Annotated in this window: 25 protein-coding genes; 24 read left to right on the top strand and 1 reads right to left on the bottom strand. The window is 33.5% G+C overall.

Annotated features, from left to right (window positions below):
* Positions 1 to 241: 241 nt before the first annotated feature.
* The 4 genes from DF185_RS06850 (at position 242) to DF185_RS06835 (ending at position 4665) form a co-directional block, all read left to right on the top strand.
* Positions 242 to 2338 carry a hypothetical protein gene (locus DF185_RS06850; RefSeq protein ID WP_133249984.1) on the top strand — a complete coding sequence of 699 codons (2097 nt, stop codon included), beginning with the start codon at positions 242 to 244 and terminating at the stop codon, positions 2336 to 2338.
* 159 nt (positions 2339 to 2497) lie between these two features.
* Entirely contained in the window at positions 2498 to 3103 is a 606-nt protein-coding gene (locus tag DF185_RS06845; RefSeq protein WP_110359992.1) for a hypothetical protein, read from the top strand.
* Between the two features lie 86 nt (positions 3104 to 3189).
* Positions 3190 to 4167 (top strand): tetratricopeptide repeat protein, encoded by a 978-nt coding sequence (locus DF185_RS06840; protein ID WP_110359991.1) that lies wholly within the window; start codon positions 3190 to 3192, stop codon positions 4165 to 4167.
* Between the two features lie 255 nt (positions 4168 to 4422).
* A complete protein-coding gene (locus tag DF185_RS06835; RefSeq protein ID WP_110359990.1) occupies positions 4423 to 4665 on the top strand; it encodes a hypothetical protein in 243 nt (80 codons plus the stop codon).
* 61 nt (positions 4666 to 4726) lie between these two features.
* Here DF185_RS06835 and DF185_RS06830 read toward each other — a convergent pair whose 3' ends face one another.
* A complete protein-coding gene (locus DF185_RS06830; RefSeq protein WP_110359989.1) occupies positions 4727 to 6145 on the bottom strand; it encodes an amidohydrolase family protein in 1419 nt (472 codons plus the stop codon).
* Between the two features lie 517 nt (positions 6146 to 6662).
* Here DF185_RS06830 and DF185_RS06825 point away from each other — a divergent pair.
* The 20 genes from DF185_RS06825 (at position 6663) to DF185_RS06735 (ending at position 23641) form a co-directional block, all read left to right on the top strand.
* A complete protein-coding gene (locus DF185_RS06825; protein ID WP_110359988.1) occupies positions 6663 to 7274 on the top strand; it encodes a class I SAM-dependent methyltransferase in 612 nt (203 codons plus the stop codon).
* Between the two features lie 79 nt (positions 7275 to 7353).
* Positions 7354 to 7746: a ribosomal maturation YjgA family protein gene (locus DF185_RS06820; RefSeq protein ID WP_207784597.1), complete on the top strand. Its 393-nt coding sequence runs from the start codon at positions 7354 to 7356 to the stop codon at positions 7744 to 7746.
* 1067 nt (positions 7747 to 8813) lie between these two features.
* Positions 8814 to 8936 carry a hypothetical protein gene (locus DF185_RS24050; RefSeq protein WP_262509978.1) on the top strand — a complete coding sequence of 41 codons (123 nt, stop codon included), beginning with the start codon at positions 8814 to 8816 and terminating at the stop codon, positions 8934 to 8936.
* Positions 8937 to 9189: 253 nt separating this feature from the next.
* Positions 9190 to 10116, top strand: a complete 927-nt coding sequence (locus DF185_RS06815; RefSeq protein ID WP_110359986.1) for a PEGA domain-containing protein — start codon at positions 9190 to 9192, stop codon at positions 10114 to 10116.
* 430 nt (positions 10117 to 10546) lie between these two features.
* On the top strand, positions 10547 to 11407 hold the full coding sequence (locus DF185_RS06810; protein ID WP_207784596.1) for a DUF6985 domain-containing protein: 861 nt from the start codon (positions 10547 to 10549) through the stop codon (positions 11405 to 11407).
* Between the two features lie 52 nt (positions 11408 to 11459).
* Positions 11460 to 12119 carry a hypothetical protein gene (locus tag DF185_RS06805; protein ID WP_110359985.1) on the top strand — a complete coding sequence of 220 codons (660 nt, stop codon included), beginning with the start codon at positions 11460 to 11462 and terminating at the stop codon, positions 12117 to 12119.
* 188 nt (positions 12120 to 12307) lie between these two features.
* A complete protein-coding gene (locus tag DF185_RS06800; protein ID WP_110359984.1) occupies positions 12308 to 13252 on the top strand; it encodes a TolB family protein in 945 nt (314 codons plus the stop codon).
* 168 nt (positions 13253 to 13420) lie between these two features.
* On the top strand, positions 13421 to 13969 hold the full coding sequence (ybiA, locus tag DF185_RS06795) for a riboflavin biosynthesis intermediates N-glycosidase (protein WP_110359983.1): 549 nt from the start codon (positions 13421 to 13423) through the stop codon (positions 13967 to 13969).
* A gap of 21 nt (positions 13970 to 13990) precedes the next feature.
* Complete coding sequence (locus tag DF185_RS06790; RefSeq protein WP_110359982.1) at positions 13991 to 14530, top strand: hypothetical protein; 540 nt, start codon at positions 13991 to 13993, stop codon at positions 14528 to 14530.
* Between the two features lie 110 nt (positions 14531 to 14640).
* Complete coding sequence (locus DF185_RS06785; RefSeq protein WP_133249983.1) at positions 14641 to 15351, top strand: hypothetical protein; 711 nt, start codon at positions 14641 to 14643, stop codon at positions 15349 to 15351.
* Positions 15352 to 15491: 140 nt separating this feature from the next.
* A complete protein-coding gene (locus DF185_RS06780) occupies positions 15492 to 16049 on the top strand; it encodes a hypothetical protein (protein WP_110359980.1) in 558 nt (185 codons plus the stop codon).
* A 77-nt stretch (positions 16050 to 16126) separates the two neighbouring features.
* Entirely contained in the window at positions 16127 to 17074 is a 948-nt protein-coding gene (locus DF185_RS06775) for an alpha/beta hydrolase (RefSeq protein WP_133249982.1), read from the top strand.
* Between the two features lie 115 nt (positions 17075 to 17189).
* Complete coding sequence (locus DF185_RS06770) at positions 17190 to 18020, top strand: DUF5991 domain-containing protein (protein ID WP_110359978.1); 831 nt, start codon at positions 17190 to 17192, stop codon at positions 18018 to 18020.
* A gap of 95 nt (positions 18021 to 18115) precedes the next feature.
* Positions 18116 to 18583 (top strand): hypothetical protein, encoded by a 468-nt coding sequence (locus DF185_RS06765; protein WP_110359977.1) that lies wholly within the window; start codon positions 18116 to 18118, stop codon positions 18581 to 18583.
* A gap of 81 nt (positions 18584 to 18664) precedes the next feature.
* A complete protein-coding gene (locus tag DF185_RS06760; protein ID WP_133249981.1) occupies positions 18665 to 19567 on the top strand; it encodes a hypothetical protein in 903 nt (300 codons plus the stop codon).
* A gap of 102 nt (positions 19568 to 19669) precedes the next feature.
* Positions 19670 to 20380 carry a hypothetical protein gene (locus DF185_RS06755; RefSeq protein ID WP_110359975.1) on the top strand — a complete coding sequence of 237 codons (711 nt, stop codon included), beginning with the start codon at positions 19670 to 19672 and terminating at the stop codon, positions 20378 to 20380.
* A 46-nt stretch (positions 20381 to 20426) separates the two neighbouring features.
* On the top strand, positions 20427 to 21152 hold the full coding sequence (locus DF185_RS06750) for a TlpA family protein disulfide reductase (protein ID WP_110359974.1): 726 nt from the start codon (positions 20427 to 20429) through the stop codon (positions 21150 to 21152).
* A 165-nt stretch (positions 21153 to 21317) separates the two neighbouring features.
* Positions 21318 to 21743 (top strand): lysozyme inhibitor LprI family protein, encoded by a 426-nt coding sequence (locus DF185_RS06745; RefSeq protein WP_110359973.1) that lies wholly within the window; start codon positions 21318 to 21320, stop codon positions 21741 to 21743.
* Between the two features lie 87 nt (positions 21744 to 21830).
* Positions 21831 to 22757: a hypothetical protein gene (locus DF185_RS06740; protein ID WP_110359972.1), complete on the top strand. Its 927-nt coding sequence runs from the start codon at positions 21831 to 21833 to the stop codon at positions 22755 to 22757.
* Positions 22758 to 22831: 74 nt separating this feature from the next.
* Positions 22832 to 23641: an endonuclease/exonuclease/phosphatase family protein gene (locus tag DF185_RS06735; RefSeq protein ID WP_110359971.1), complete on the top strand. Its 810-nt coding sequence runs from the start codon at positions 22832 to 22834 to the stop codon at positions 23639 to 23641.
* Positions 23642 to 23772 lie beyond the last annotated feature (131 nt).

Here is a 23772-nt window from a genome sequence, read left to right as displayed (position 1 = left end):
TATTCGATGTGATTTGTAAGTAGTTGATTAATAGGTATTGTCTTGTGTCATGTTAAAATGTCTATTGCAATGTCTATTGCTGTTTTTGCCTAAGACTTAAAGATGTTTGCATATTTGCTACCGATAATAATTGTAAAGTAAATATTGTGATGAATGGGATGTTTTTATTCATGAATATCAACAATTATTTGATTTTTGAAAATACATCAACTAAAACAAACATAAACCAATTATAAATTATATGATGAAAAATTTTACTCTAAGAAGATCTTTAACCTCAACTGTTTGTATTTTTATTTTGTCGATTGTTTTGTACGGCTGTGGTGCAAGCGGAATGTTTTCTGAAGGTAAAGGCGAATTTAGACTTGCCAAAGAGGAAATGAATAAGGGGAATAGCCTAAAAGGATTAGACCATGCATTTAATGCAATTATTATTGACTCCGAAGTTAAATCCTTCAAGAAGTTTGTATATACTCATTTTGACAATTCATTAACCAAGACAAAATCTTTTTTGAATAGCTCGGAAAATACAAGTAGTATTTCAGATGCAGAGAAACGTGTTGAGAAATTACAATTGTTGGTGTCTATTTATTCAAAGGTACAGCAGGTTGAATTGCCATTTGTTGATCCGAAAGGAAAGTGGGAGTGGACCACCAGTTTTGTAGATTACTCTGAGCAAGCAAATGCGTCTGTTAAGTATGCATTTGATTTGATCATGGTAAATGGTAAAGCAGATATTGATGCATCGCGAGTGCAGGACGCTTACGAAAAGTTTATCAAAGCATATAATAAGTACTGTGTTAGTGAAATTAGAACGGAAACTGCACAAAAAATTACCAAGTACTTTACCGATTTTGCTGAGGAGAATCAAAAATCAAATGAGATTCCTACTTTGGAGTTGGCACACAAGGCATGGGGCTATGCTTTAAAGTTTTCACCAAGTTTAAGCCTGGCTAGTCAATCAAGAAAGGGTGTTGCCAATAAGATTTCTGAAATCTATTACAAGAATGGTTTGGAATTATTCAACTCAAAAAAAGTAGATGATAACATTCAATCGGTTGATCAGTTTAAGTTGGCTTTAAAGTGGAATGCAAGTCATCCTGATGCTAAAAAATCTTTGCAGGCAGCAACAGAGAAAATTGCGGAATATTACTATGCGTCTGCAATCAAATTGGAAAAATCAAAATCCGAAAAGGATAAGATCATTGCTTTGTATCGAAATGCCCAAAAGTGGATCCCAGATTACAAGGACTCTATGTACCGCATTTACTCCTTGCAAGTTGGAAGTGAATTGGTGAGCTTAAAGAAGAATTTGGCAGAAACCAGGAAGCAATATACAGCACTAACAGGAAGAATCAATACGGTTTCGACAGCGGTAAATAAAAGCTGCGAGGTAATGGATATGCTAACCTATGTATCAGACCAAACCAGAAGTTTAAATACCAAAATGAAAAATGTTGGTAGTACTCTAAAAGCATTCAATCTAATTCCTATTGTAGGAACTGTGAGTGGTGTAACTTCAAAATCATTGTCTATTGCTCAAAAACCAGTCGGCGGTTTGGTTGGCAAGTTTAATACTATAGAAAAACCATTTATAGACCCTACAAAAACAGCGGTTCACAATGTAAAAGTAGCAGTAGATGGTTTGAAAGGCGTTGTTGCAACTACCAAGGATGTATTGAAAAAAAGTGAAGTTACTGTTGCCACCATCGATGATTGTATCAAAACCTTGAAAAAAGAGAATGATTTTAAAAAGGTAGAAGGTGCAATTAAAGAGGTCAATAAAGGATTAAAAGGTGCATCAGACCAAATGAGAAGCTTGAACAGTAGCTTAACTACATTCGAGAAAGGAGCCAAAGCTTTGGCCGTTATGCATAATCCGGCTAAAAAAATCAAGAACGGTTTGGGTAAAATTAAGCCAGTGCTTGATAAGGCAAGTAAAGTGACTCATGAAATGGACAAAGTGTTGAAAAAGGAGTTTGGATTTACAGGACCTATAACTCGTAAAGACTACAAAATGTCTCTTCATAAGGCGCTTACTGCAGGGGGTAAGGTAGCTGAGAAAATTGCGGATTTAGGTATGAAAGCTGCCAAACCAATTATGAATAAGATGAAGATAAAATTCCCTACTGTTCCGGGAGTTGATGAACTGAAAGGAAAGCTTGATGTTGTGAAAAACGAATACAACAGTATTAAAATGAATACTGTGAAGATCAAAGACTCTTACCAAAAGTATTCAGATTTTCAGGGAATCATATCTAAGAATCTAAATAAAATTGTTGAAACTACAGGCTGTCGCATTCATGTTGAAGAGAACCAGGAGGTAGCAGCCAAATAATATGCATAATCTGTGTATTGCTCTCTATGTTTTTTGTGTGCATAATTGGGTAGAAGTGTGATTAGCATAGGGGGCAATTTTTAAGATAGTAATAAATACAAAACTGACCCTTGCAATCAGAAATAATTTGAAAGCAGGTCGAATAAAAACATTAAATACATGAAAAAATTAATTGCAGGATTATTGATTCTATTCTTTGGCATTCAGGTGAATGCTCAAATAAAAACCAATAAGGCAGGTAAAATGATTGGCGAGCCTTATTTCAAGATCAAATGCAAATCGGAAGAAGGATTTGTGAATTACGATATATTGAAACTGGTGTTTACAAGTGGAGATGAAGAATCGGCGTGTGCTTTTAAAATGAGAGAAATTCCTCACGATGACAAAAGTTTACAAAAGCAGACTTACACCTATAAAACTGATAAAGTAAAAGTTAATAAAATAAACTTGCAGAAGAAGATTTTGAGAGGGAGTAGTGGTTTGGTTATCGACAAAGATGGTTACTTAAAGCTTTTTATTGCTGCTGAACCCGATTTAGAAGGAACAAGTTTTATGTATGTTGAAACCTGTGAGGATGGTGAACATGTTCGTTTCTACAACGGCAAATCTGAAGCACAATTTAATGATGCCGGCGCCTTGGATCATTACAAACTTAAGGATATAAAGTATCTAACTCTAGTAGACACACCAGAAGGCAAAAGAATCACTTTCAAGGCTAAGCCGGAAGGAGATAACTCGATGTGGAAGTTGTTTAGAGTACAGTAAATAAATGTGAAAATTCAATAAAACATAGTCATACTAATCCCGATAATTATCGGGACCGTGTGACAACCGAAGAAAAAATTATATACATGAAAAAGATATTTGTAATGTTAACATTGGTAATTGTTACTACTACAATTGCCAATGCCGAAAAAGTTAGAACCTATACCATGAAAATGCCTTCTTTTGTTTTCGAAGGGGTTAAAACGGTATTTATCAAAGATATTCCTGTTGAGGATGGTGAATTGTGGAACAGAGGAACAGGATTGGAAGTGCAAAAATTACTAAGGGAGAACATTCAGAATGCTAGAATTGGAGAGAAGGCAGGACACAAGCTTTGTACACCATGGATGAGTACTCAGTTGTACCAGTTGGTGAATAGTGAGTCGGAGGCTGATTTGGTAATTTCAGGAAGCATTCGTTCCAGCTTAAGAAAAAATGAAGAGGTTGCTCTAAAAGGAAAGTATCAAACAGAAACGCACAAACTGCCTTACTTCGTAAAGAAATATTCGAAAAATAAAGATGCTGAAGCTTCTATCGATCTGCAATTTACCAATAAAGATGGTGTGGCAGTAAAAAGCTATTCTAAAATGAACATGACTTACCATTACTCTAAAGAGTATTTGGGTGCTCCTAAATTGACCAAAGATGGCAAGTATGAAGGTGAAATTCGCGATTACGACATTACAATGAAATGTATTGCTCCTTACCTGAACACCATTATAGCTGAAATTACACCTAGGTTACTTAGCAAAACCTACGATGTAAAAAAAGTAAAAAAGATCAAGGACAAAGAATTGAAAAAAACGAACAAATCGGCAAACAAACTACTTAGAAAAGGAAGCTATGCCGAAGCTGCTGATATTTTTGCTGAGGTAGCAGCCAATGCAAGCGATTCGAGATCAGTTGCCACTGCAAACAAGGATGCAGGTATTTTGTATATGGTGACAGGAAATTTCGAAAAAGCTGAGGAGTTTCTTAAAAAGACAAACGATTCTGCCTTGCTGAACGATTTGAACAAAAGAAAGGAACTTTACAATGAATTGAAAAGAATTGGTATTCTATAAATTATAAATAGTATAAAGATAGTTTTGTGATTAAACAGTGCACTAGAATGGATTGAGCGAAAATCGTAAGTTTATTTATTCACTTTAAGTCTTAATTCATTCGATGTGGATTTATAATTGGTAGTAGAGGAACCCCTTCGCCTTTTGGTGAAGGGGTTTTGTGCTTGTAAGAATCATACTCTTAAAATTTATCAGACTAAAATATTTTGATTAAAACTTATTGTTGATAAAATTGGTTGCATTACAACAAAAAAAATGCTAGATCACGAAGAAGAGGTAAGGCGCAAAGATTATGAATTGCTAAAAGAAATAGCAGGAGATGAAGTGGCAAACAGGTATGCTGGTAAAGAAAATTACAGCATGAGAAGAGCGGCTTTAGCCATTCAGAGATATTCTGTTGTGAATTTTGCAAAGAGAAAGCCTATAGATTTTACGATGATTACTATTATGGCATTGTTGCTGGGCTTTATCTTCATATGGAAATATATTACCTTTTGAATAGAGAAGCAATTCTTTGCTTCTCTATAGCTAGGCTGTACGATTTATTCATCGTATCCACTTAATCAAACTTCTTTTCAAAAGGGTCTATATTAGAAATTTTAATATTGACTTCTTTAACTGCCTCCAGGAGTGGGTCGGGCTGAATGATTTTATTTTTAAAAATGACTAATTTGATATCACGCGTGTTTTGAATGTTTTCGAGAGGATTGGTATTCAGCAATACCAAATCGGCCAATTTGTTTTCATCAATACTTCCCATTTTTTGTTCTTTGTGCATATAAATAGCTGCATTTATGGTAGCAGTTTGAAGTGCTTCTGCATTCGAAAGTCCGGCATTCACAAAATATTCAAGTTCATCATGTAAATTAAAACCAGCACAGCCCTGATCGGAACCAGCTATAATTTTTATTCCTTCTGAATGCATTTGATAAAGCAATTTCTCCTGCAACTTTAATTCCCTTTCAAAAGGTTTTAGTTTTTTCAATGTTTCTGCATCTGGACGATATCTTTTCTGAACCGGAGGAGGAAAAAAATCATATCGGTTATCGGTATATACCCAGTCCAATTCGTTGTATTGAAAACGATGTTTCACACCCAGAGTTGGACATTGAAACATATTGTATTTGCTCAGTTCATGGATTACAGAATCAGCTTTTGCTTGATTGAATGACCAAAGCGCTTTGGTCGTGCAACCCATAATTTGCATTTTCATAATTCCTGATAGTTTTTCCTCTTTAGATACAACATTAAGCAGGCTATCTAATCTTGCATGTAAAAATTTCTCCTGTGTAGAGCAAGACAGGAGTAAACCGTTTAAGTGTTCATTCGATTTTTGTCCCAATTTTGCGGCTTCAATTATTCCTATGCTGTAGGGAACATGTCCTGCAAATTCAAAATTTAATCGATTACATTCATTAACAATTGCCATATATTGATCTCTGGGAACCAAACTAAGTAATTTGATAAATTTACTTTCACTTTTCTTTGCCTCTTGAACAATTTGAATGACCTGCTTGCAATCTTTAACGGGAATATCACTTTCGAACCATGGAGTAGGACCATCTACAATCTGGCTGGAAAATATGATTCTCGGTACATTAGTATTTTTCCCAATGCTATCTCGCCATTCCATGCGATACCCAGTCATTTCTCGGACACCGACAACGCCCTTGGCCAAATACATTTTTAAATATTCTTTATCAGGAAAATAAAAGTGCACATGCATATCCCAGAGCCCAGGAATTAAATATTTACCTTTCCCATTAATAACTTGAGTAGAATCACTTGCTGATAACTGATTTCCAATTGCTATTTTTTTTATGACTTGTTGTTGAATACCAACATCTTTATTTTTTACAATACGGCCTTTTTCAACATCAACGATATTTACATTTTGAATGATGATATCGTAATTTTCACTTTTTAGTGGAAAAATAAATAATACGCATAATAGTAAGCATAAGCTTAATTGTTTCATTTTTAGTTGTTTTTGTTATTAGTTAAAGGTTTGTAAGGACTTGTTCCCAAAAAACAGCAAATAGATCATGTCATGTTGAACAAAGTGAAATGTCTGATTTTCAAATCGTGATATTCTTCTTCCGTAACTTTGTAATTAGAATGACAATACATATTGGACTTTTGGGTAAGCCCTAAGGCTTACATTATGACGAATGAAAACTAGATTCGACTACAGAGAAATTAATTAATATTATTATTTATTTGTAAGACGCTTATAGATAGGTTTGTGTAGGAATGAATAAATGAAATTAAAAGCTTTGTTTATTCTCTTTTGCTTCCGAACTTTGTTTTGTATGGTAGCGAAGGTGTAATATTATCATCAATTTTTGATTCATTAATGGAAAATATTTCAAATAAGCTACTTTAGAGGGGTAGGCTAGCAATAGCAAGAGAATTTTACTGAACTAAGTGATGTTTTTTGTGCAATAGTGGTTGGAAAGCTAGTGTTTTATAAGTTTAGAGTGTAAAAAAGGAATATGGTAAAAGATATACAACAAATAATAGAAAACTTATTAAACTTCTATGATTTTCGAGGCAAAGTGATTGTTTCGGTTGGAGCGGGAGGCGGACAATTTATAGAGTATGCACAAGTAGCAAAACATGTAATAGCAATCGACAATAACGAAAATGCATTAAAACAACTAGAGGAAAATCTGTTAAAGAAAGGATTAAGCGAAAAGTTCACATTAATTCATTCCGATTTTAGTAAACTTAGAGCAAAAGGGGATGTTGTTCTTTTTGAATTCTGTTTGCATGAAATGAATGAGCCTAAAAATATGTTGAAACATGCAAGAAGTATAGGGAAAGATATTGTTATAGCTGATCATGGGCTTAACTCCGAATGGGCATACATTGCCGATGAAACAACAAAAGCACAAAATAGTTGGGGAAAGGTTATGGAAGATTCCATACACAAGTTAGTCACCCATAAAGCGGAGCAGTATTTTGAAGACTATGAACACTTGTATGAAAAAGTGAAAGTACAGGGAGAAAACTCTATTTACAGAATTGAAAAGTTCAAAGGATGTAGAGAGTTTATAATTCCCATGGAATATACATTTGCATTACTTAAAGATGAAAATAATTGATTATCATTTTTTATGAATTAACAAGGATCCAATCAAACACAATCAATAAATTTAAAGCTCCCAATAAACAAACATCCCTATGCAAAGAAACAGACTCTATTACTTCTTACTAATTGTACTGACCATCATTATAGGCTTGGCTTCAAGACATTTTTCCAACTACCTTCCCGAAATCATTAATCTAGGGTTGGGAGATGCCTTATGGGCATTGATGATGTATTGGATGATTGCCTTTGTTTTTCCTGCAGCAAGTATTAGAAACTTGACCGCAATGGCTTTGACTGTCTGTTTCCTGGTTGAATTCAGTCAGTTGATACAAGTTGATTGGCTAAATGCAATACGCAGCTATAGATTTGGCGCGTTGGTTCTTGGCCAAGGCTTTTTATGGTCGGACCTTTTGGCCTATACCATTGGAGTAGCAAGTGGCATGTGCATTGAAATGAATTTGATGAGAAGGAGAGTAATTTCATAGCATCTCATTCTATTTTGTCCTCACGCCAAAACACGATCACAAACAAACCTCTAATTTTTGCGCAACTTCCTCTCCTTGAGGAGAGGATTGAGGTGAGGTGATTTGAAATGGATTATACCTATTTGCCCCAATGAACAAAAAATACCTCATTCTATCTTTCTTCCTGATTAATTGCGACAGGCTCTAAAGGAGTAAAGAATACGTGATGTAAAAAATAGAAATGATTAGTACAAAATAATTTATTGCCTGAAAGGCAAAGATCATACTAGCCCAGGTGAAGGGAGCGAAGTGACTGCCGCCCTGGGTTCATGGATTTTATAATTAATCGTCGCAACTGGTATGTGGTTTTGTGAGGGGTGTTTATTGCGACGGAAATTGATTGTTTGTTTTGTCTTCAAGCCAGACGGGCTATTCTTTTGTCATTACCACAAAAGAATCAAAAAGTCTAGGTGTAAGCACTCGGTGACCCATCACGGCTCAATGATGAAAAGAAATAATAGTTGCGTTCGTGCCTCACTCCACAGAATTTCTTTTTGATCATCATGTTTCGCCTATGGGTACCCCACCTGCGTTGCTCATACCAAACTGACTTGAATGGTTTGTGGGATTAATTTGAAGTGGGATCCAAAATACTTTTGTGGAGGCGACAGGGAGAGGAGTATAGTAGAGTTGTTTTGTCTTATTTTGCCTGAAGGGTAAATATCATTAAATCATTCTATTGTGGTCTTTTTATTCAAGTGAAAGCTATTTTAAATTTAATAAGATAGGGGTGAAAATTTAACATTAATATTTGAATGTGAATTGTTGAAAATTTTCGTCAATTAATGTGATGGTTTTTGTAATCAATTGAAAAATAATGTTTAAGTTTAATTAAACAGAACGGTATATGATGAAAATGTAAATGCTTATTAGGCTTTGTTTTTGCAGATTTTAGCAATGGAATGAAGAGTACAATATACTTATTGGTAAGGAAATGAAAAGAAGTTGAGTGCTGGCATTTAAAGATTGACAGAAAGAAGGGGAAAGGTGATGCTACTCTTTGAAAAATTGTTAATGCCATCATAAAAATGGTAAGTGAAGTTTGGCTAAGTGTAAGTGTTGATACCAAAACTGTAAGTGCAGCATCCAAAAGTGTAAGTGATGAACCCAAAACTGTAAGTGTTGAAGTGGATACTGTAAATGAAGCTTGATAAACTGTAAGTGCAACAAGCAAAAGTGTAAGTGATCAAATAAAAATTAAGGCATAGAGTTTTGAGAATGCTTCTGTTGAAATAAAAAATGCGCATGACAAAGAAGAAAACGCTTCTTCTGAAACAGAAACGCTTCTGAACAAACCAGAATGTAAGTGAAACAATTGGATACGTATGGTACTAAAACCTCTCTCTTGAAACTCGAATAGAGTTAGATACCTAATAAAGCTTAAAAATCATAAACATATTTTGTATGAAATCTAAACAACTGATTTTACACAGGCAGGTGCAAGATTTGTGTGCATTTGATCTGAAGCATCAGACCAAGTTACAGGAGGATACAAATTATAATGATTTGATGGCACCCATAAGGGAATTGAATTCGGAATTGGCGGTGCTGGTTCCAAAGCAGGCCCTTAGCAGTAAAGCCGATACCATTAATAAAAACAATTTGTTTGAAATTATGGTAGGCAATTGTGCCAAAGTGAATGATCTGATTATTAGTTACGGTACGCTTCATGAGTTTGAAATATTCTCGAGTGTGGAAGGATGTTTTGAACACCAATTGCACAATTGCAAGGAAGAAGAGGCCTTAATTCGTGCTGATAGTTTACTCTCTATTGTTGCCAATAATGCTACGCAGGCTACAGCAGCCAAAGTAGATGAGGATTTAAAAAGTGCTTTGGAAAGCAGTATCACCAATTTTTCCAATGTGATAAGTGCGCCAAAAGACTTTAGGGTAGAGCATGCCGATATTACCAAGCAGATTGATGTATTGTTAGACAAATACAATTTGTTGGTAAAAAGAGGATTGATGCTATACATGCGTAGCGTTTATGCTGAAAGTGATCCTGATTTGTTCGATGAGTTTTTGGTGATCATGACCAAGGACAATGCTTCGAGCAGACAAAGAGCTCTACAGGGAATGTTTTCCAATGCCAAAACTGGTGAATCCATACGTAATGTAAGGATTTCCATTGATGGCAAGAAAGCAGTTACCCACCGTGGCAAACAGGGTGGTTTTTATATTCAAACTTTAAGTGCTGGTGAACACGAGTTGCGTTTTAGCAAGAAAGGATACCTGGATGTTGTAATGCAGGTAGTTGTTTTACCAGAACATACCTTACAGTTGGATGTGAAACTGGAAGCTGTTGAAACCAATAAGCCTGTTATGGCTTAATAAACCTATAGTACCATACTTTTCAATTATATGAAGCCCCCAAGTAATTGGGGGCTTTTTTATTACCCAATCATAATTATATAGACTTATTCTATTTTATGTCTGCAAGTTATTTTACTCTCGTAAGATTATTGTTTGCTATTGGTTTTTCATAAATTTGGTAGGCATGATATTTAAGTTGTGTTTATAACACTCATGTAGGCTTATAAACAAACTACTTAGCATTAATTTATATAAACTATGACAATAGAAGATTCTCAAATACCAGAAAATATTCTTAAACGAATTAAGAAAATGGATGAAGATGAACAAATGAGAAGAAAGAAATCAACGAACAGTTGAAACGAAGCACAACAAAATATTACAAACCCTATGAGATGCACACACCATATAAAAATAATTGGTAGCACGCCAGGAAACAAACGGTATAATGAGATACTTTAAAAGAAAATGGAATGAAACCAGAGGCGACCAATTTGATGATTGGGGAACTTCGATGTATTTTCTGGAAACTGAGGATTCGGGATTGCCATCACGACAGATTGAAAAGTATGATAATGGTATCGTCCTGAAATATGGCTCTGACAAAAAAGAAGATGCATATGGTGGCTTAGGTGGCCAAGAATTGGATTTAGCTGAATTCAACGAATATGAAATCTTAAAGGCTGATTTTGAAAAGGAGTGGAAAACCAAAGTAAGGCAATTTCTTATAAGCAAATCTATTGGAGTGTTGTTTCAAGATGAACAGTTTGATGACTGGTGGGAAGCTGAACCAAGGGAGATTCCCTTTTTCGACAATAAGAAAATGAAAATAACATTCATGAACTTGGTCTGGAAAGAAGATTCCAAATTTATAGAAGAGGCAGACCAAGCTTTGGAAAGATTTCTTTTAAAAACTGAGCTTGATAGAAAAGAATTGTCGGAGATATTATTTAAATATTGCATTGACTTTTTAGATCTGGTTGATTACGAGGATGAAGATGGTCAACTCAGACAAATTCTGGATAAAAATGACATTTGGAACTATGTTTATCCCCAAGAGATTTTTGTGGAGCGCAGACATCGTAGAGATGAAAATATTTATATAAACCTGGCATGTGAATGCGAATGGGAAAAGGAGCATGGATTGCAACTTGTATTCAGACAAGGCAGGAGATTGACTAGAGTAAGTGAACAGGACGGACACTTAACGGAATCAGATGCTTACGATTTATCTGATAAAGAAGATAAGTTACTTCATGCTTATAAAAAGGAACTTAATGAGAAACCTTGGTGGAAAAGGAGAGAGTAAAACTTGCAGGTGCACAATCCCATAGTCTTCCATATCTAAAACAGAGAAACAGATGAATTACGATAAAAAAAGATATAAGATTTATACTTGGAAAAACTGGATGATACTCCATTGGATTTTAAATCCAGGCTTAGCTATAAACGATTTGGTCTTAGGTCAGAAAGTTCCTAAAGTTAGTTTAGAAGATAAAACGATTGACAAACCAAGAATTGAAAGAACATTTGTTCCTTGTCCTCATTGTCAGGCAATGCATGATGGTAGAACGTGGTCGACACAAAACGGAACTGCATTTAAAAATTGGTTCGGACTTTATTGTAATGAGTGTGGAAATATAATCCCTTGTTTGCCAAATGGGCTTAGTTTTATCATACTTGCCATCACCTTCCCGATCTGGGGTTGGTTTAAAGAAAGAATCAAAGCAAAATGGTTAGAAAAGCAACCTGCCAGATTTGATAATATTAATGTAGATCATATTCCCAATCCATTCGACAAAAAGACTTGGGTAACAACTGGATTAACTTGGGGTGTTTTTATGTTTCTGATGATGTCAATAGTCTTTCCATATTTTAAAGATCAAGAAATTACCTTACAATCAGTATTAATAGGAATCATAATATGGAGTATTGGAGGATTAGGCTTTGGATATACAATGAAACGATATACAAATAAGAAAATTAAAAAGAGTGATGAAAATACAGCTGCCAATGTGTAAACTATTTACACCTGCTGGTGCGCGATTTTATCGCGTTCCATATCTAAAGAAAAACCATACGAGAGGATTGATTTCGTCGAACTTCGTTTTGTGCGGTAGTAAGGTTCATGCGGTGCTTGATAAGGCGGTGGTTTAAAACTGCTCTCTAATTTTAATCAAACCATTGTGCCTCTTGAAACAAACTAAACATGAAATATAAACAGATAACATTAATCATTGGGATATTGATTTTTATTGGTTCATGCAATATTGGAACAGATAAGAAATCGAATAAACAGTCAGGTAATTTACAAGAGGATGTGATTATTGACAATCCGAAACTTGCTTTTCAAAATAATGAATTTATAAGCTGTTATAGTTTTGTAACTGGCAATACAAAAGATTTAATAGAAGGATTTGATCCTTGCATTTCTCCGGATGGAAAATGGATTGTTTACACACAATCATCAAACTCAAGTAAAAATTTTTCTAGGATTATTAAAATAATAAATACTGAAAATTCGACAATAAAGAATTTAGAAATAAACAACAAAAATCATTATGGAGCAATATGGTCACCATCTGGTGAATATTTGGCTTTTAGTATAATGACAAATGATTGGCAAATAGGACTGATAAAACCAAACGGTTCTGATTTTAAAATTATCTCAGCTGATTCAGATATTGGATTACATGCTCCGACATGGAGTCAAGATGGAAAATATATTTATGCACATAATTTGGCTGCATTATACAAGTTTGATAAGAATGGAAAACTGATTGATAAGTATAATTTAACTCAACTCTTTGGTGAAAAATTCTTTTTTTCAAGTTCAACAAGATTCTGTTTTACATCAGATAATACGAAATTGGTTTTTGAAGGAGGTATTGATGAATTTATTGAAGGATTAAATGAACCTTCAAGTGCTATATTTTGCTATGACTTTAATACAAAACTGACCAAACGGATTACTAAGGTTGGACTATATACAACGGATTTGTGGATAGATAAACAAGACAAAATATATTTTTCTGGATTTGAAAATATAAATGAGCCAAGAAAAATTTATAAAACAAGCTTAAACGACACGACGTTGATTGAGTTAATTAATGGAATGAGACCGAGTATTGCCCCAGCTTGCGCGAGCTTTTAGCTCGTGCTATGCGTAGCAGAATTCTTTTCTGCCCAATGGCAGAGGTCTGAACTACAAGCTCGAACCAGCAGAGACTAAAAATATAATGCATTGAATGAATAATAGAGGAATAAACGCAATTGCTTGTGTTTATATACAAGTTGCAACTTGTGATAAGAAAAGAAATTAATGAAATATAATATTGATAGAATACAAAAGGACTTTCGAGCAAGTAAGAAGCAGAAGTTCTTATTTTTCTGGGGACACCAAAAATTAAAAAATGGTGAAATCGGACAGACTTGTTTAAGTCAATGGTGGTCCTCTGAATTTGAAATAAATGGAATTAAATATTTTTCTGCAGAACACTATATGATGGCAGAAAAGGCAAGACTATTCAATGATCAAAAAAACTTAGAAAGAATAATAAATTCAAAATCACCTGGACAAGCAAAACAATTTGGACGTGAAGTTATTGGATTTAAAGAAGAAGTTTGGATACAAAATAGATTTGAAATTGTTAAAGAAGGAAACCTTGCGAAATTCGACCAAAATGAAAGCTTGAAAGAGTTTCTATTATCAACAAAGAAAAGAATATTGGTTGAAGCAAGTCCAGTGGATACAATTTGGGGAATTGGACTTGCAAAAGATAATGAACACATTGAAAATCCATTAAAATGGAAAGGACTAAATTTATTAGGTTTTGCACTAATGGAAGTTCGAGAACAATTATTAAAATAATAACAAGCAAAATCAAGCCTGATGAAAAAATTACTAATAATACTATCAATCATTACCCTAAGTTTTTCTGGTTATAGTCAGGAAAGAGAATTTTACTTTAAAAATGTAAGAGGAGAAGTCACTTGGCAAAAAGTATTTGAAAGTGAACTTCAAAAGAGTGCCATTAAAGAGTATTTTCAAAACTCAGGTCTTTTTAAAGAAATTGAATTTACTGAGAATGGTTTAACGGGCGAATTACGACTATTCGAACCAGACCATAGAGGTGCAGGCTATTCTGTATTCAAAGCTTCTGATTTAATTTATGAATATTATCATTCTGCTTTTGTTTCAATACAGTTTAAAGAATCACGATATCGCGTTACCATTAATAAAATTACTTTGACTAAGAAAAATGATAATTCATCAGGAAGTCAAGGAAGTATAGAGCTTTTGAATGGGCATGCAATTACTAATAAAGGTCTCTTTGGAAGATTATTTATTAAAAATTCAGTACCCATTTACGATTATACTTTCCTGAAAATGTTTGAGCCTAAAAACATTGGTAGTGATGATGATTGGTAGAATTGAATTTCCTGCTAGCGAAAGCTTGTAGCTCGTGTATTCAAAGCCAATAAGAAAAATAAACTTAATTACTTGCGTTATTTAATATATTAACATAAATACATTATAAAATGATATTTTTTAGATATTTAACAATCACCTTACTTCTCAACTTTATTTTTATTGAAGCTTATTGCCAGTCGAATTTGTCAACTCATTCACCGATTACTATCGAATCTACGGTCCTGGACACAATAAAATTAGAAAAAAAGTATGTTACCATTGATGTGCTATGGTTAAATGATACGATACGGGTGAGTGTTTCAAGGCAAGGTGAAAAAACAGATACTTTATTTTATAAACAACCTAAAAAACAAAGTTATTTTGCTTCGAAAGGTTATTTCTTTACAAGTGAAGCAAACATACAAAATTGCTTTTCATATGCATTGGAGAAGTATTTTGAAAATAGTGAAACCTATAGTCAAAACATTTTTAGAGAAACAACAAATGTTGATGGAGTGTCATTAGAGAAAATCTTGAAAAATTATTTTAAAAGGATTTCTGAATTTTCGACCAACCTAAGGAAAAACCTAAGAAAACCTGTTCCGAATGATGTTTTACTTGCTTTTGTTGACAATATGGGGGAGGTTATTCACGCCGTATATTACCGCGATGAAATTTTTTACACAAAAAATGGTAAAGCGTTTCAACCTGATACATTTAAGTCCTTAAATAAATTCTTACAGAAAAACTATGGGGATACAAAACAAATTATTGTTTATAAAATTGATGATGACAGAGTAAAGGGTGTTTGTACTACCTCCTCTAGCGAGAGCTTGTAGCCCCCAGCTGGTATGCGATTCTATTGCGTTGCATATTTAAAGCATAAACACACGAGAGGATTGACTTCATCGAACTTCGTTTCGTGCGGTAGCAAAGCGTTTTACAATGATAAATTACATATAATATTGACAATTTATAAATGAAGAAAAATTTACTAAGTCTATTATTCTTTCTTTCAATTACATTTTCCTATGCTCAAGAAAAGAATAAACCTGGAACGGAAAAAGTTTTGAGAGTGAACTTTCTAAATCCTGGTGTTGAAATGGAATGGCCAACAGGGAATTATTCTACACTTTCTGCTGAACTTGGAATCGGATATGGTGGTGGATATCCCGATCTGACTTATGGAGGAAATGGATTTATTTATGTCATTAGTCCTTTCTTAGATGTTCAGCAAAAATGGTTTTTCAATCTGAACAAACGAAAAAGAAAGAATAGAGTAACTGATAATAACTCTGGAAACTTTTTTTCTTTAAGATTTATAACCCGTGGAAGTTCAATTGCTGAGAATGTTTATCGCACTTCTGATACCGATTTCGCAATTGGCCCTACTTGGGGAATTCAAAGGAAATTTGGGAAAAACTTTCATTTGCTTTTTGATATTGGACCTCAATACTATTTCGATACTCATGGAAATGGAAATATTTGGCCAATAATGTTGCAAATAAATTTAGGATTCGATTTAAAAAAGAAATAAAAATTTTAAGCTCCGTTGGTGGAGCTCTTGCTTTGCAAAAGCCATTAGATAGGCTGAGAAAATTAAAATTTAAACGGATGAAAAAGATAGCTGTTTTAGTAATTGCTTTGATTGTTTCGGGAGTAAGTTTTGCACAGGAAAATCCTTTTCTCAAATCTTTCTCGTGGAATCATTCTGCTGAGAAAATAGAATTTGTTTACAAAAAGCTTGAAGGACATGAGATCAAAGCAAATGCCTTTTTACCAGAAACAAAAGGACTGCATCCGGTTCTGATCTATTTTCATGGAGGTGGGTTTATTTTCGGAAACCGAGACAGAGGCTTGCACAAAGAGCTAAGAGACAAATTGCTTGCTGCGGGTTATGTGGTAATATCTGCAGATTACCGTTTGGCTCCTGAAACAAAACTCGATCAAATCATGAGCGATGTCTTGGACATGCTGGAATGGGTAAGAAAAAACGGATTGGAACAGTTTAATATCAATACCAATCAGATTGCCGTAGCAGGGGGATCGGCAGGAGGCTACTTGGCACTCACAAGCGGATTTAAAAAGGAAACTGCTCCCAATGCCATCATCGATATATCTGCACCAACCGGATTTGCTTCGGAAGATATTCAAATGGGAGATCTATCTGTTTTAAAGCAAGCAGGTCCGTATGATATTGTGAAAGATTCAATCGTTTCGTATGGCGACTACGATACAAGAATGCAATTGTGCAGATTCTTGATCAAAAATAAATTAGGCATCTACCTGACTTTTGGTTTTGACCCAAACAAAGAACCTGAAAAACTGAAGAAATATACTTTAGTCGATAACATAAAAGCTGATTATCCTCCCACTCTAATTCTTCATGCAAAAAACGACCGCGCCGTTGAATTCAAACAGGTAGAGGATTTTTACAAGTTCATGAAAGAAACGAATGTCAAAACTGAATTGTATTTGGTTGAAAATAGCAACGAGTTGCTAAGGCAAAATCCTCAAGCCATCAATAAAATCATAGAATTCTTAAACCTGGAATTGCGATGAGAGAAAAAGGTGCTGGTGTGGGATTGTAGCTCTTGTTTGGGGTAAGTAATAAGAAAAATATATCTAATTGACTTTGCTTGTATAGCTTACATGCAATTGTAAAAATAAAGAATGGATGAAGAAATTTCATGCTTTAGATGAGTATACGGATGATGATTTAATAATTATTGTATATGTTGAAAAAGATGATTGGCAAAAAGATGCCATTGCTTATGCGAAAAATCTTCTTGCTGAAAGAGGGATATCTGAAGATTATTCAAAAGAAAGAATAAAAGAGCTTAAAGTTGAAAGCGAAGCTTTGTGGCAAAAAGAACTAGAAGATAGAAAAACAGAAAGGTATAGTATAATACGCCTGGTTTTTATGGCTTTATTTTGGCCAAGAGAAGTATTCTGGAACCGGTATCCTAAAAGAGCAGGATATTATCGGAAAAGCAAACAAAGACGCATAGCAATTGGAGTAGGGCTTGTATGTTCATCTATATTGGTTTTGTACAGCAATGTTACTGCAGATGAAAGATATCAGGAAAGGATAGATGAGATCAATAAAATGGCAGAAATTGATAGTATTGCGACTTCTCAAATCGACTGGTCGGGTAGATATGTTTTTATTGATTCTTCTTATCTGTCAAGTAACAAAATCGTCTGGAATCTTGAATTAAAAAAAGAACATCAAAGCCATTTAGGAACACTTACTTTTAATGATGGTAGCAAAAAACAGGTAATATCCTGTATTGGTTTGCTTAAGGATGAATTAATTGAGTTTTATCCTGATACGACCTACTCGCTAGATCGTGGAGGTGAAATTTCATACTATGATAGGCTATTCACATTGGGACGAGATAGAAAGGAAATTTATACCAAATGGGGGAAGTTAAACCCATTTATTAGTGAAACAAGAGCGATTAATCAATATTTCGGTAAAAATCCTGTTAGCGAAAGTTTGTAGCTCGTGTTTTGCAATTGCAAAAAGAAGAATCATCTATGCGTATGTGTTGAAATACAAATTGGTCACCATTACTTAGAAATAGAAAAATTACAATTATGATATTACAGACATTATTTTTTCCTAACAAACCCTTTTTATTCAAGAAAAAGATTAATGATGAGCTTTTTGGTTTAATGTGGTTCAATAAGAGTAAGGATCCTAAATTTAATCATTACCAAGCACATTTTATTTTTAAACCATCAAACCATGAAATTGACATTTTTTTTGATGCTGACAAGGAAGGAATTAATCCTAGGCAAAAAATGTTCTTTTACGAAATTGAAAAAAAATACAGTGAATTATTAAGGCAAATCGTTCAGCCGGTTACTGAAAAATTAGAAAAACGAAAGCTAAGAGAAATAAAGATCAATGACTTTAGTAAAGAGTTTACTCTATTTGCAATTTCAATTTCTAGAGTTTCTGAATTTAATCAAGAATGGTCTTTGTCATATTATAGTGGTAAACATTCAATGACTGGGTTCACAATTAATTTTAAAAACTGGGACATCATAAGTATAGATTAAATAATAATAAGACCTAACAATAGCTGATGCGCAATACTATCGCTATCCAAATTCAAAATAGAATCAAACAAATAGATTCCTGTGATAGAGGGGGTAAATTTGAAAACTCAAGAGATAATTAAAATGCTAAAAAGAGTAATTTGTATAATTGGTTTCTTTTCTGTTTTTACTCAATCCGTAAGGTGCCAATTGATTTCCGAAAGATTGTTAATATCACAAAAAGACAGGCAAAATAAGGAATATGTAGTTGGTAAGATTGCGAATACTACACCTTTGAATAAATCACTTACAGATTATTTTCAGATTGTAGATACACTTGATTTTATACAAAACAGTGAAGATATAGTGGAAGTGAGAGGCTGTGATTTTCATTTTAAGGTAACAATAAGCAGAGATTCAATGGTGTATAGTTATGGTGACAAAAAATTACTTCAATTAGAAAGTCACATTTCGCCATATCAATTATGGGAATATGACATTACAAATTTAAACAGTGTAGAATTAGATTCTGTATCAAAAGAACTGCGAGAGAAGCCTTACCACAAACCAGTATTAAGTACTTCATTTAACCAAAGCTGTATTTCGTATGCATTAGAGGGGATTTTTCGTTCGCATGGTATCAATCCTGAACCATTCTTTTTTAGGCGTTCTAATCCTAAAGATCATAGTGACTTAGAAATAATTCTTAAGAATCTATTTGTAAAAGTTGAGACAATACATAACATAAATAGGAATACTTTAAAAGGGTCAAAACATTTGAAGGAAGAACAGGTATTTCTTCTTTTTAAAAATGCTCAAGCTGAACCCATGCATGCTTGCTTTAATCTATATGGAAAAACCTGGACTAAAAATGGACTAAAGCCCTACACGTCTCATCCATCTCCACAATTTGTAATAGATACATATACATACAGTGGAGATAAGAAGAAACATTCTGTGTGTGAGATTGAAATTTATAAACTTAAACCTGGGATTTTTGAATAACCCTTTGTTTGAGAGAGCTTGTAGCTCGTATTTTGTGAAAACAAAGGAAGAATGAACTCACTTTTTGTCTTACATAGTAAACTAATATAAATGCCTTATAATATGATGTTTTTTAGATATTTAATAATCACCTTACTTCTAAACTTTATTTTTATTGAAGTTTATTGTCAGGCGAATTTGCCAACTCATTCACCAATTGCAATTGAATCTACCACTTTGGACACAATAAAATTAGAAAAGAAGTATATGACCATTGACGTACTTTGGTTAAATGATACGATACGAGTGAGTATTTCAAGGCAAGGTGAAAAAACAGATACTTCATCTTATAAACAACCCAAAAACAAAGGTTATTTTGCTTCGAAAGGTTATTTCTTTACCAATGAAGCAAACATACAAAATTGCTTTTCATATGCATTGGAGAAGTATTTTGAAAACAGTGAAGACTATAGTCAAAACATTTTTAGAGAAACAACAAATATTGATGGTGTTTCATTAGAGAAAATCTTGAATAATTATTTTAAAAGGATTTCAGAATTTTCAACCAATCCAAGGAAAAACCTAAGAAAACCTATTTCGAATGATGTTTTGCTTGCTTTTGTTGACAATACGGGGGAGATTATTCATGCAGTATATTACCGCGATGAAATATTTTATACAAAAAATGGCAAATTGTTTCAACCTGATACATTTAAGTACTTAAATAAGTTCTTACAGAAAAACTATGGGGATACAAAACAAATTATTGTTTATAAAATTGACGATGAAAGAGTAAAGGAGGCTTGTGCGATCTCCGCTAGCGGGAGTTTGTAACTCGTGCACTACGAAAGCAATAGGAAGTATAATTATAATTCAGAATATGAAATATTTAATAGCAGCAGTATTATTACTCATTTCGATGAATTCATTTTCTCAAAAGACATATTACACCACCGATGGGAAAAATAGGATTACAGAAGCTGAAGCGAATAAAATCCTTTCTGAGCAAGTTGAGAAAATTAGTAAAGTAATGGGAAAACAAGTATATGGAAATTTAACGATTACCAATACTGAAACGAAAAAAGACTCCATCATTTCAAGAATAACATTTACAATTAATTACAATAAGCCTGAAAAATCGAAGAATTCAGGACAGTTATCTGCATATAAAAACAAGGAGTTTATAAAGTTTGACTTGAATACTTTGGCAAATGAGAAATTTAATTCGGAGCAATTAAAAGGCAAACCAACCATTATAAATTTTTGGTTTACAGGATGTGCACCTTGTGTGGACGAAATGCCAGTTCTAAATAAAATCAAAGAAAAGTACATGGATGACTTTAACTTTATTGCTATCACCTATGAGAAAAAAGAAGACGTAACGTCTTTTTTGAAAAAGCACCCTTTTAAATTTCAGCATTTGGTTGATGCGAAAGATTTTATAGATCAATTAGGTATAAAAACATACCCAATGAATTTGTTTTTGGATAAAAACGGAGTTTTAAAATATATTAAAGGAGGAATTCCATATGAAAGGATGGAAGGAGAAGAATTGAAAATGGGAGAAGGAAATGAATTTATTAAGATTATAGAAAAACTAAGATGACTCTCCGCAGGTGTGCGATCCTATAGTGTTGCAAATCTAAAACAAAACCGTAGGAGAGGACTCGTGCGGTAACAAGAGGGGATATTATATCAAATACTAGGAAGATAGATGTTTGTTGTTGAAAATTACGAATGTCTAAATCAATAACGATTTTTAAATCAAAATATGAATAAACTGGCTTACCTTATTTTAGTTACTCTTATTATTGGATGCTCTTCGTCCATTGCTGACGATTATAGGAAAACTTTGGATTCCTTAGAAAAGCAACATCAAACAGAACTTAATAAAGGAGAAAGAATGATGCATTTAGAAAAGGAATATGAACTTGTAATGGATAGCATGTTAAATATAGTGTATAAAGACTTAATGCTTAAGTTAAATGAAACTGAAAAGAAGAACCTTAGGACAGAACAACGTGAATGGATAAAAAAGAGAGATGTCGAGTTTAAAAAACTATGGAAATCAATTGATGAAATGATAACAGAGATTGGTTTTGCCCCACAAGATGAAAGAATGTTTGTTTACTCTCAAAAAGCAAATTTTGTAAGGAATAGAGTATTGGAATTGGTTGATAAAATAGAAGAAAGGTAATACCAGCTAGCAAAAGTTTGTAACTCGTGTTTTGAAAAAGTAAATGTAGAGCCAAACCAAGAAGAAGAAAATTAACTTTCAAAAAAAATGAAAAAAATAAAAACTTTAATTGTAATTCTTTCAGTATTATTTCCCTTTTCAGGAATTGGGCAAGATAATGCTATTGTGGTAGTTGATGGTTTCTTTATTAAAAATAGTAAAACCGAGACCATAGATTATCTTGGAAAAGACTACATAAAAGATACCATAACAATAGCTGCAGATTCGGCAGTTAAAATAATTGATACTTATGGCTCAAATGGATTATTTATAATAAATACTCATGACCCTAAAGGTGATAAATCTTTAAAATTAAGAGAGAACCTGTATTTTAATAATCCACCTTCTGTAATGATTAATAACTACAATAAAAGCTTACAAGATTTAAAGAGCCTAAAGCCTGAAGAAATTGATTCTATTAGAATTATACCGCCTTTAACAAGAGCCATACATGGAGGACTTAGGTCTGTTGGCGGACTAATTATTGTTGAGACAGTTGATAATCCAAATAAAATCACAATCGACAGATTAAGTAACTCACAGTTATCATCCGACACAAGTTTTATATACTTAGCTATGGATGTGAAGCTTCCAACATTTGAGATTGAGTTAGATCTTTCGGATAGAGCAGAAAAAGAGCTGCAAGAATTGCAGGAGACGATAATTGTGCAAGCCTATTTTAGAGGTATTCCAATAGATAAAGAAAATGAAGAGTATATTGAATGGGGACATGTTGATGTTGGAGGATGCCGAATTGAACTGGAATCAAAACGAATTGCCTGCTTCTCTGATATTAAAATACCCAAGTATATAGTTGATAAACTGGAAGATTTAAATGTTGAGGTTTTAATTAATGTATTTAGCGGTCGCAGATCTTCGCAGTTTAATATTTTAGATGTAAATATTTTACAAGAACCAATTAATGATATTAAAGGGAAGAAATTTACTTTAAGGGGCAAATTGATTGGAGAATAAACGATCTGTCTGTGTATACAATAAGTGACCTATAATTTGAGAAACGGGTAACCCATAGAATTAAACCAAACCTAATGAAAGAAGATGCCATGAAAAGAATAATGCTAATTGTATTATGTGTGTGCATGTTTGCGTGTTATGCATGCGAACAGAAACAAATTACGAACCTGAAAATAATGTCTTATAATATCAGGCACGGAGAAGGAATGGACAATGTTTTGGATTTATCGCGTGCAGCAAGAGTAATAAAAGAACAAGCTCCTGATTTGTGTGGCTTGCAAGAGGTTGATAATTCTTGCTTGCGTTCCAATAAACTTGAACAAACAGATTACCTGGCTAAAAAAACAAATATGATCGGAACCTTTGGTAAGTTCATGGACTTTGATGGTGGTGAATATGGTATGGCCACTCTGTCTGCAAAACCTATCATTTCAACTAAAAGATTACAATTGCCTGATGGAATAGCAGAACCTCGCTCTGCGATAATTCATGAAGTGCAAATCGCTAAAGCTTGTACAATTGTATTTGTAAATGTTCATTTCGACTGGATGGAAAGTGACGAGGGAGTATCTTCTCGTTTAAATCAAGCAAAAGTGTTGATGCAATATTTGGATACAATTAACAAAGCAGTAATAATAACAGGTGATTTCAATTGTTCACCTGCTTCTCCTACAATGAAATATTTTAATGAGCAGGGTTTTGAGTTCATAAACAAAGGAGACGATAATTTAAGCTTCCAAGGAGAAACAAAAGTTGAATTGGACCATGTTATTTTTCGAAATACAAATGATATAAAAATTAAGGCGATAAGTATTGATTTATTGAAGGAACCAATTGTATCTGATCATCGTCCTTTAGTTGCAGAATTAGAGGTGATTTATTAAAAATCCCCAACTAATGTAATCATGTAACTCGTGTTTTATAGAAGCATGCAGATATTGATGCATAAGCAATTCATCGCCGATATAGAAAAAAAGTTCCAGGAAGAATTCTTCCTGGAACCTTTTTTGTAGAA

Origin of the sequence: Marinifilum breve, assembly GCF_003202155.1 — a bacterium.
GTDB classification, from domain to species: domain Bacteria; phylum Bacteroidota; class Bacteroidia; order Bacteroidales; family Marinifilaceae; genus Marinifilum; species Marinifilum breve.
The sequence above is the reverse complement of the archived record's forward strand: the minus strand, read 5'-3'. Positions and strand labels throughout refer to the sequence as shown.

Coding starts and splice junctions, on each gene's coding strand:
- DF185_RS06845 (WP_110359992.1), top strand. CDS start 2,498: ATGAAAAAATTAATTGCAGGATTATTGATTCTATTCTTTGGCATTCAG.
- DF185_RS06770 (WP_110359978.1), top strand. CDS start 17,190: ATGAAGAAATTTCATGCTTTAGATGAGTATACGGATGATGATTTAATA.
- DF185_RS06755 (WP_110359975.1), top strand. CDS start 19,670: ATGATGTTTTTTAGATATTTAATAATCACCTTACTTCTAAACTTTATT.
- DF185_RS06750 (WP_110359974.1), top strand. CDS start 20,427: ATGAAATATTTAATAGCAGCAGTATTATTACTCATTTCGATGAATTCA.
- DF185_RS06745 (WP_110359973.1), top strand. CDS start 21,318: ATGAATAAACTGGCTTACCTTATTTTAGTTACTCTTATTATTGGATGC.
- ybiA (WP_110359983.1), top strand. CDS start 13,421: ATGAAATATAATATTGATAGAATACAAAAGGACTTTCGAGCAAGTAAG.
- DF185_RS06815 (WP_110359986.1), top strand. CDS start 9,190: ATGAAATCTAAACAACTGATTTTACACAGGCAGGTGCAAGATTTGTGT.
- DF185_RS06840 (WP_110359991.1), top strand. CDS start 3,190: ATGAAAAAGATATTTGTAATGTTAACATTGGTAATTGTTACTACTACA.
- DF185_RS06850 (WP_133249984.1), top strand. CDS start 242: ATGATGAAAAATTTTACTCTAAGAAGATCTTTAACCTCAACTGTTTGT.
- DF185_RS06800 (WP_110359984.1), top strand. CDS start 12,308: ATGAAATATAAACAGATAACATTAATCATTGGGATATTGATTTTTATT.
- DF185_RS06765 (WP_110359977.1), top strand. CDS start 18,116: ATGATATTACAGACATTATTTTTTCCTAACAAACCCTTTTTATTCAAG.
- DF185_RS06805 (WP_110359985.1), top strand. CDS start 11,460: ATGAATTACGATAAAAAAAGATATAAGATTTATACTTGGAAAAACTGG.
- DF185_RS06820 (WP_207784597.1), top strand. CDS start 7,354: ATGCAAAGAAACAGACTCTATTACTTCTTACTAATTGTACTGACCATC.
- DF185_RS06790 (WP_110359982.1), top strand. CDS start 13,991: ATGAAAAAATTACTAATAATACTATCAATCATTACCCTAAGTTTTTCT.
- DF185_RS06735 (WP_110359971.1), top strand. CDS start 22,832: ATGAAAGAAGATGCCATGAAAAGAATAATGCTAATTGTATTATGTGTG.
- DF185_RS06810 (WP_207784596.1), top strand. CDS start 10,547: ATGAGATACTTTAAAAGAAAATGGAATGAAACCAGAGGCGACCAATTT.
- DF185_RS06740 (WP_110359972.1), top strand. CDS start 21,831: ATGAAAAAAATAAAAACTTTAATTGTAATTCTTTCAGTATTATTTCCC.
- DF185_RS06835 (WP_110359990.1), top strand. CDS start 4,423: ATGCTAGATCACGAAGAAGAGGTAAGGCGCAAAGATTATGAATTGCTA.
- DF185_RS06775 (WP_133249982.1), top strand. CDS start 16,127: ATGAAAAAGATAGCTGTTTTAGTAATTGCTTTGATTGTTTCGGGAGTA.
- DF185_RS06825 (WP_110359988.1), top strand. CDS start 6,663: ATGGTAAAAGATATACAACAAATAATAGAAAACTTATTAAACTTCTAT.
- DF185_RS24050 (WP_262509978.1), top strand. CDS start 8,814: ATGGTAAGTGAAGTTTGGCTAAGTGTAAGTGTTGATACCAAAACTGTA.
- DF185_RS06830 (WP_110359989.1), bottom strand. CDS start 6,145: ATGAAACAATTAAGCTTATGCTTACTATTATGCGTATTATTTATTTTT.
- DF185_RS06785 (WP_133249983.1), top strand. CDS start 14,641: ATGATATTTTTTAGATATTTAACAATCACCTTACTTCTCAACTTTATT.
- DF185_RS06780 (WP_110359980.1), top strand. CDS start 15,492: ATGAAGAAAAATTTACTAAGTCTATTATTCTTTCTTTCAATTACATTT.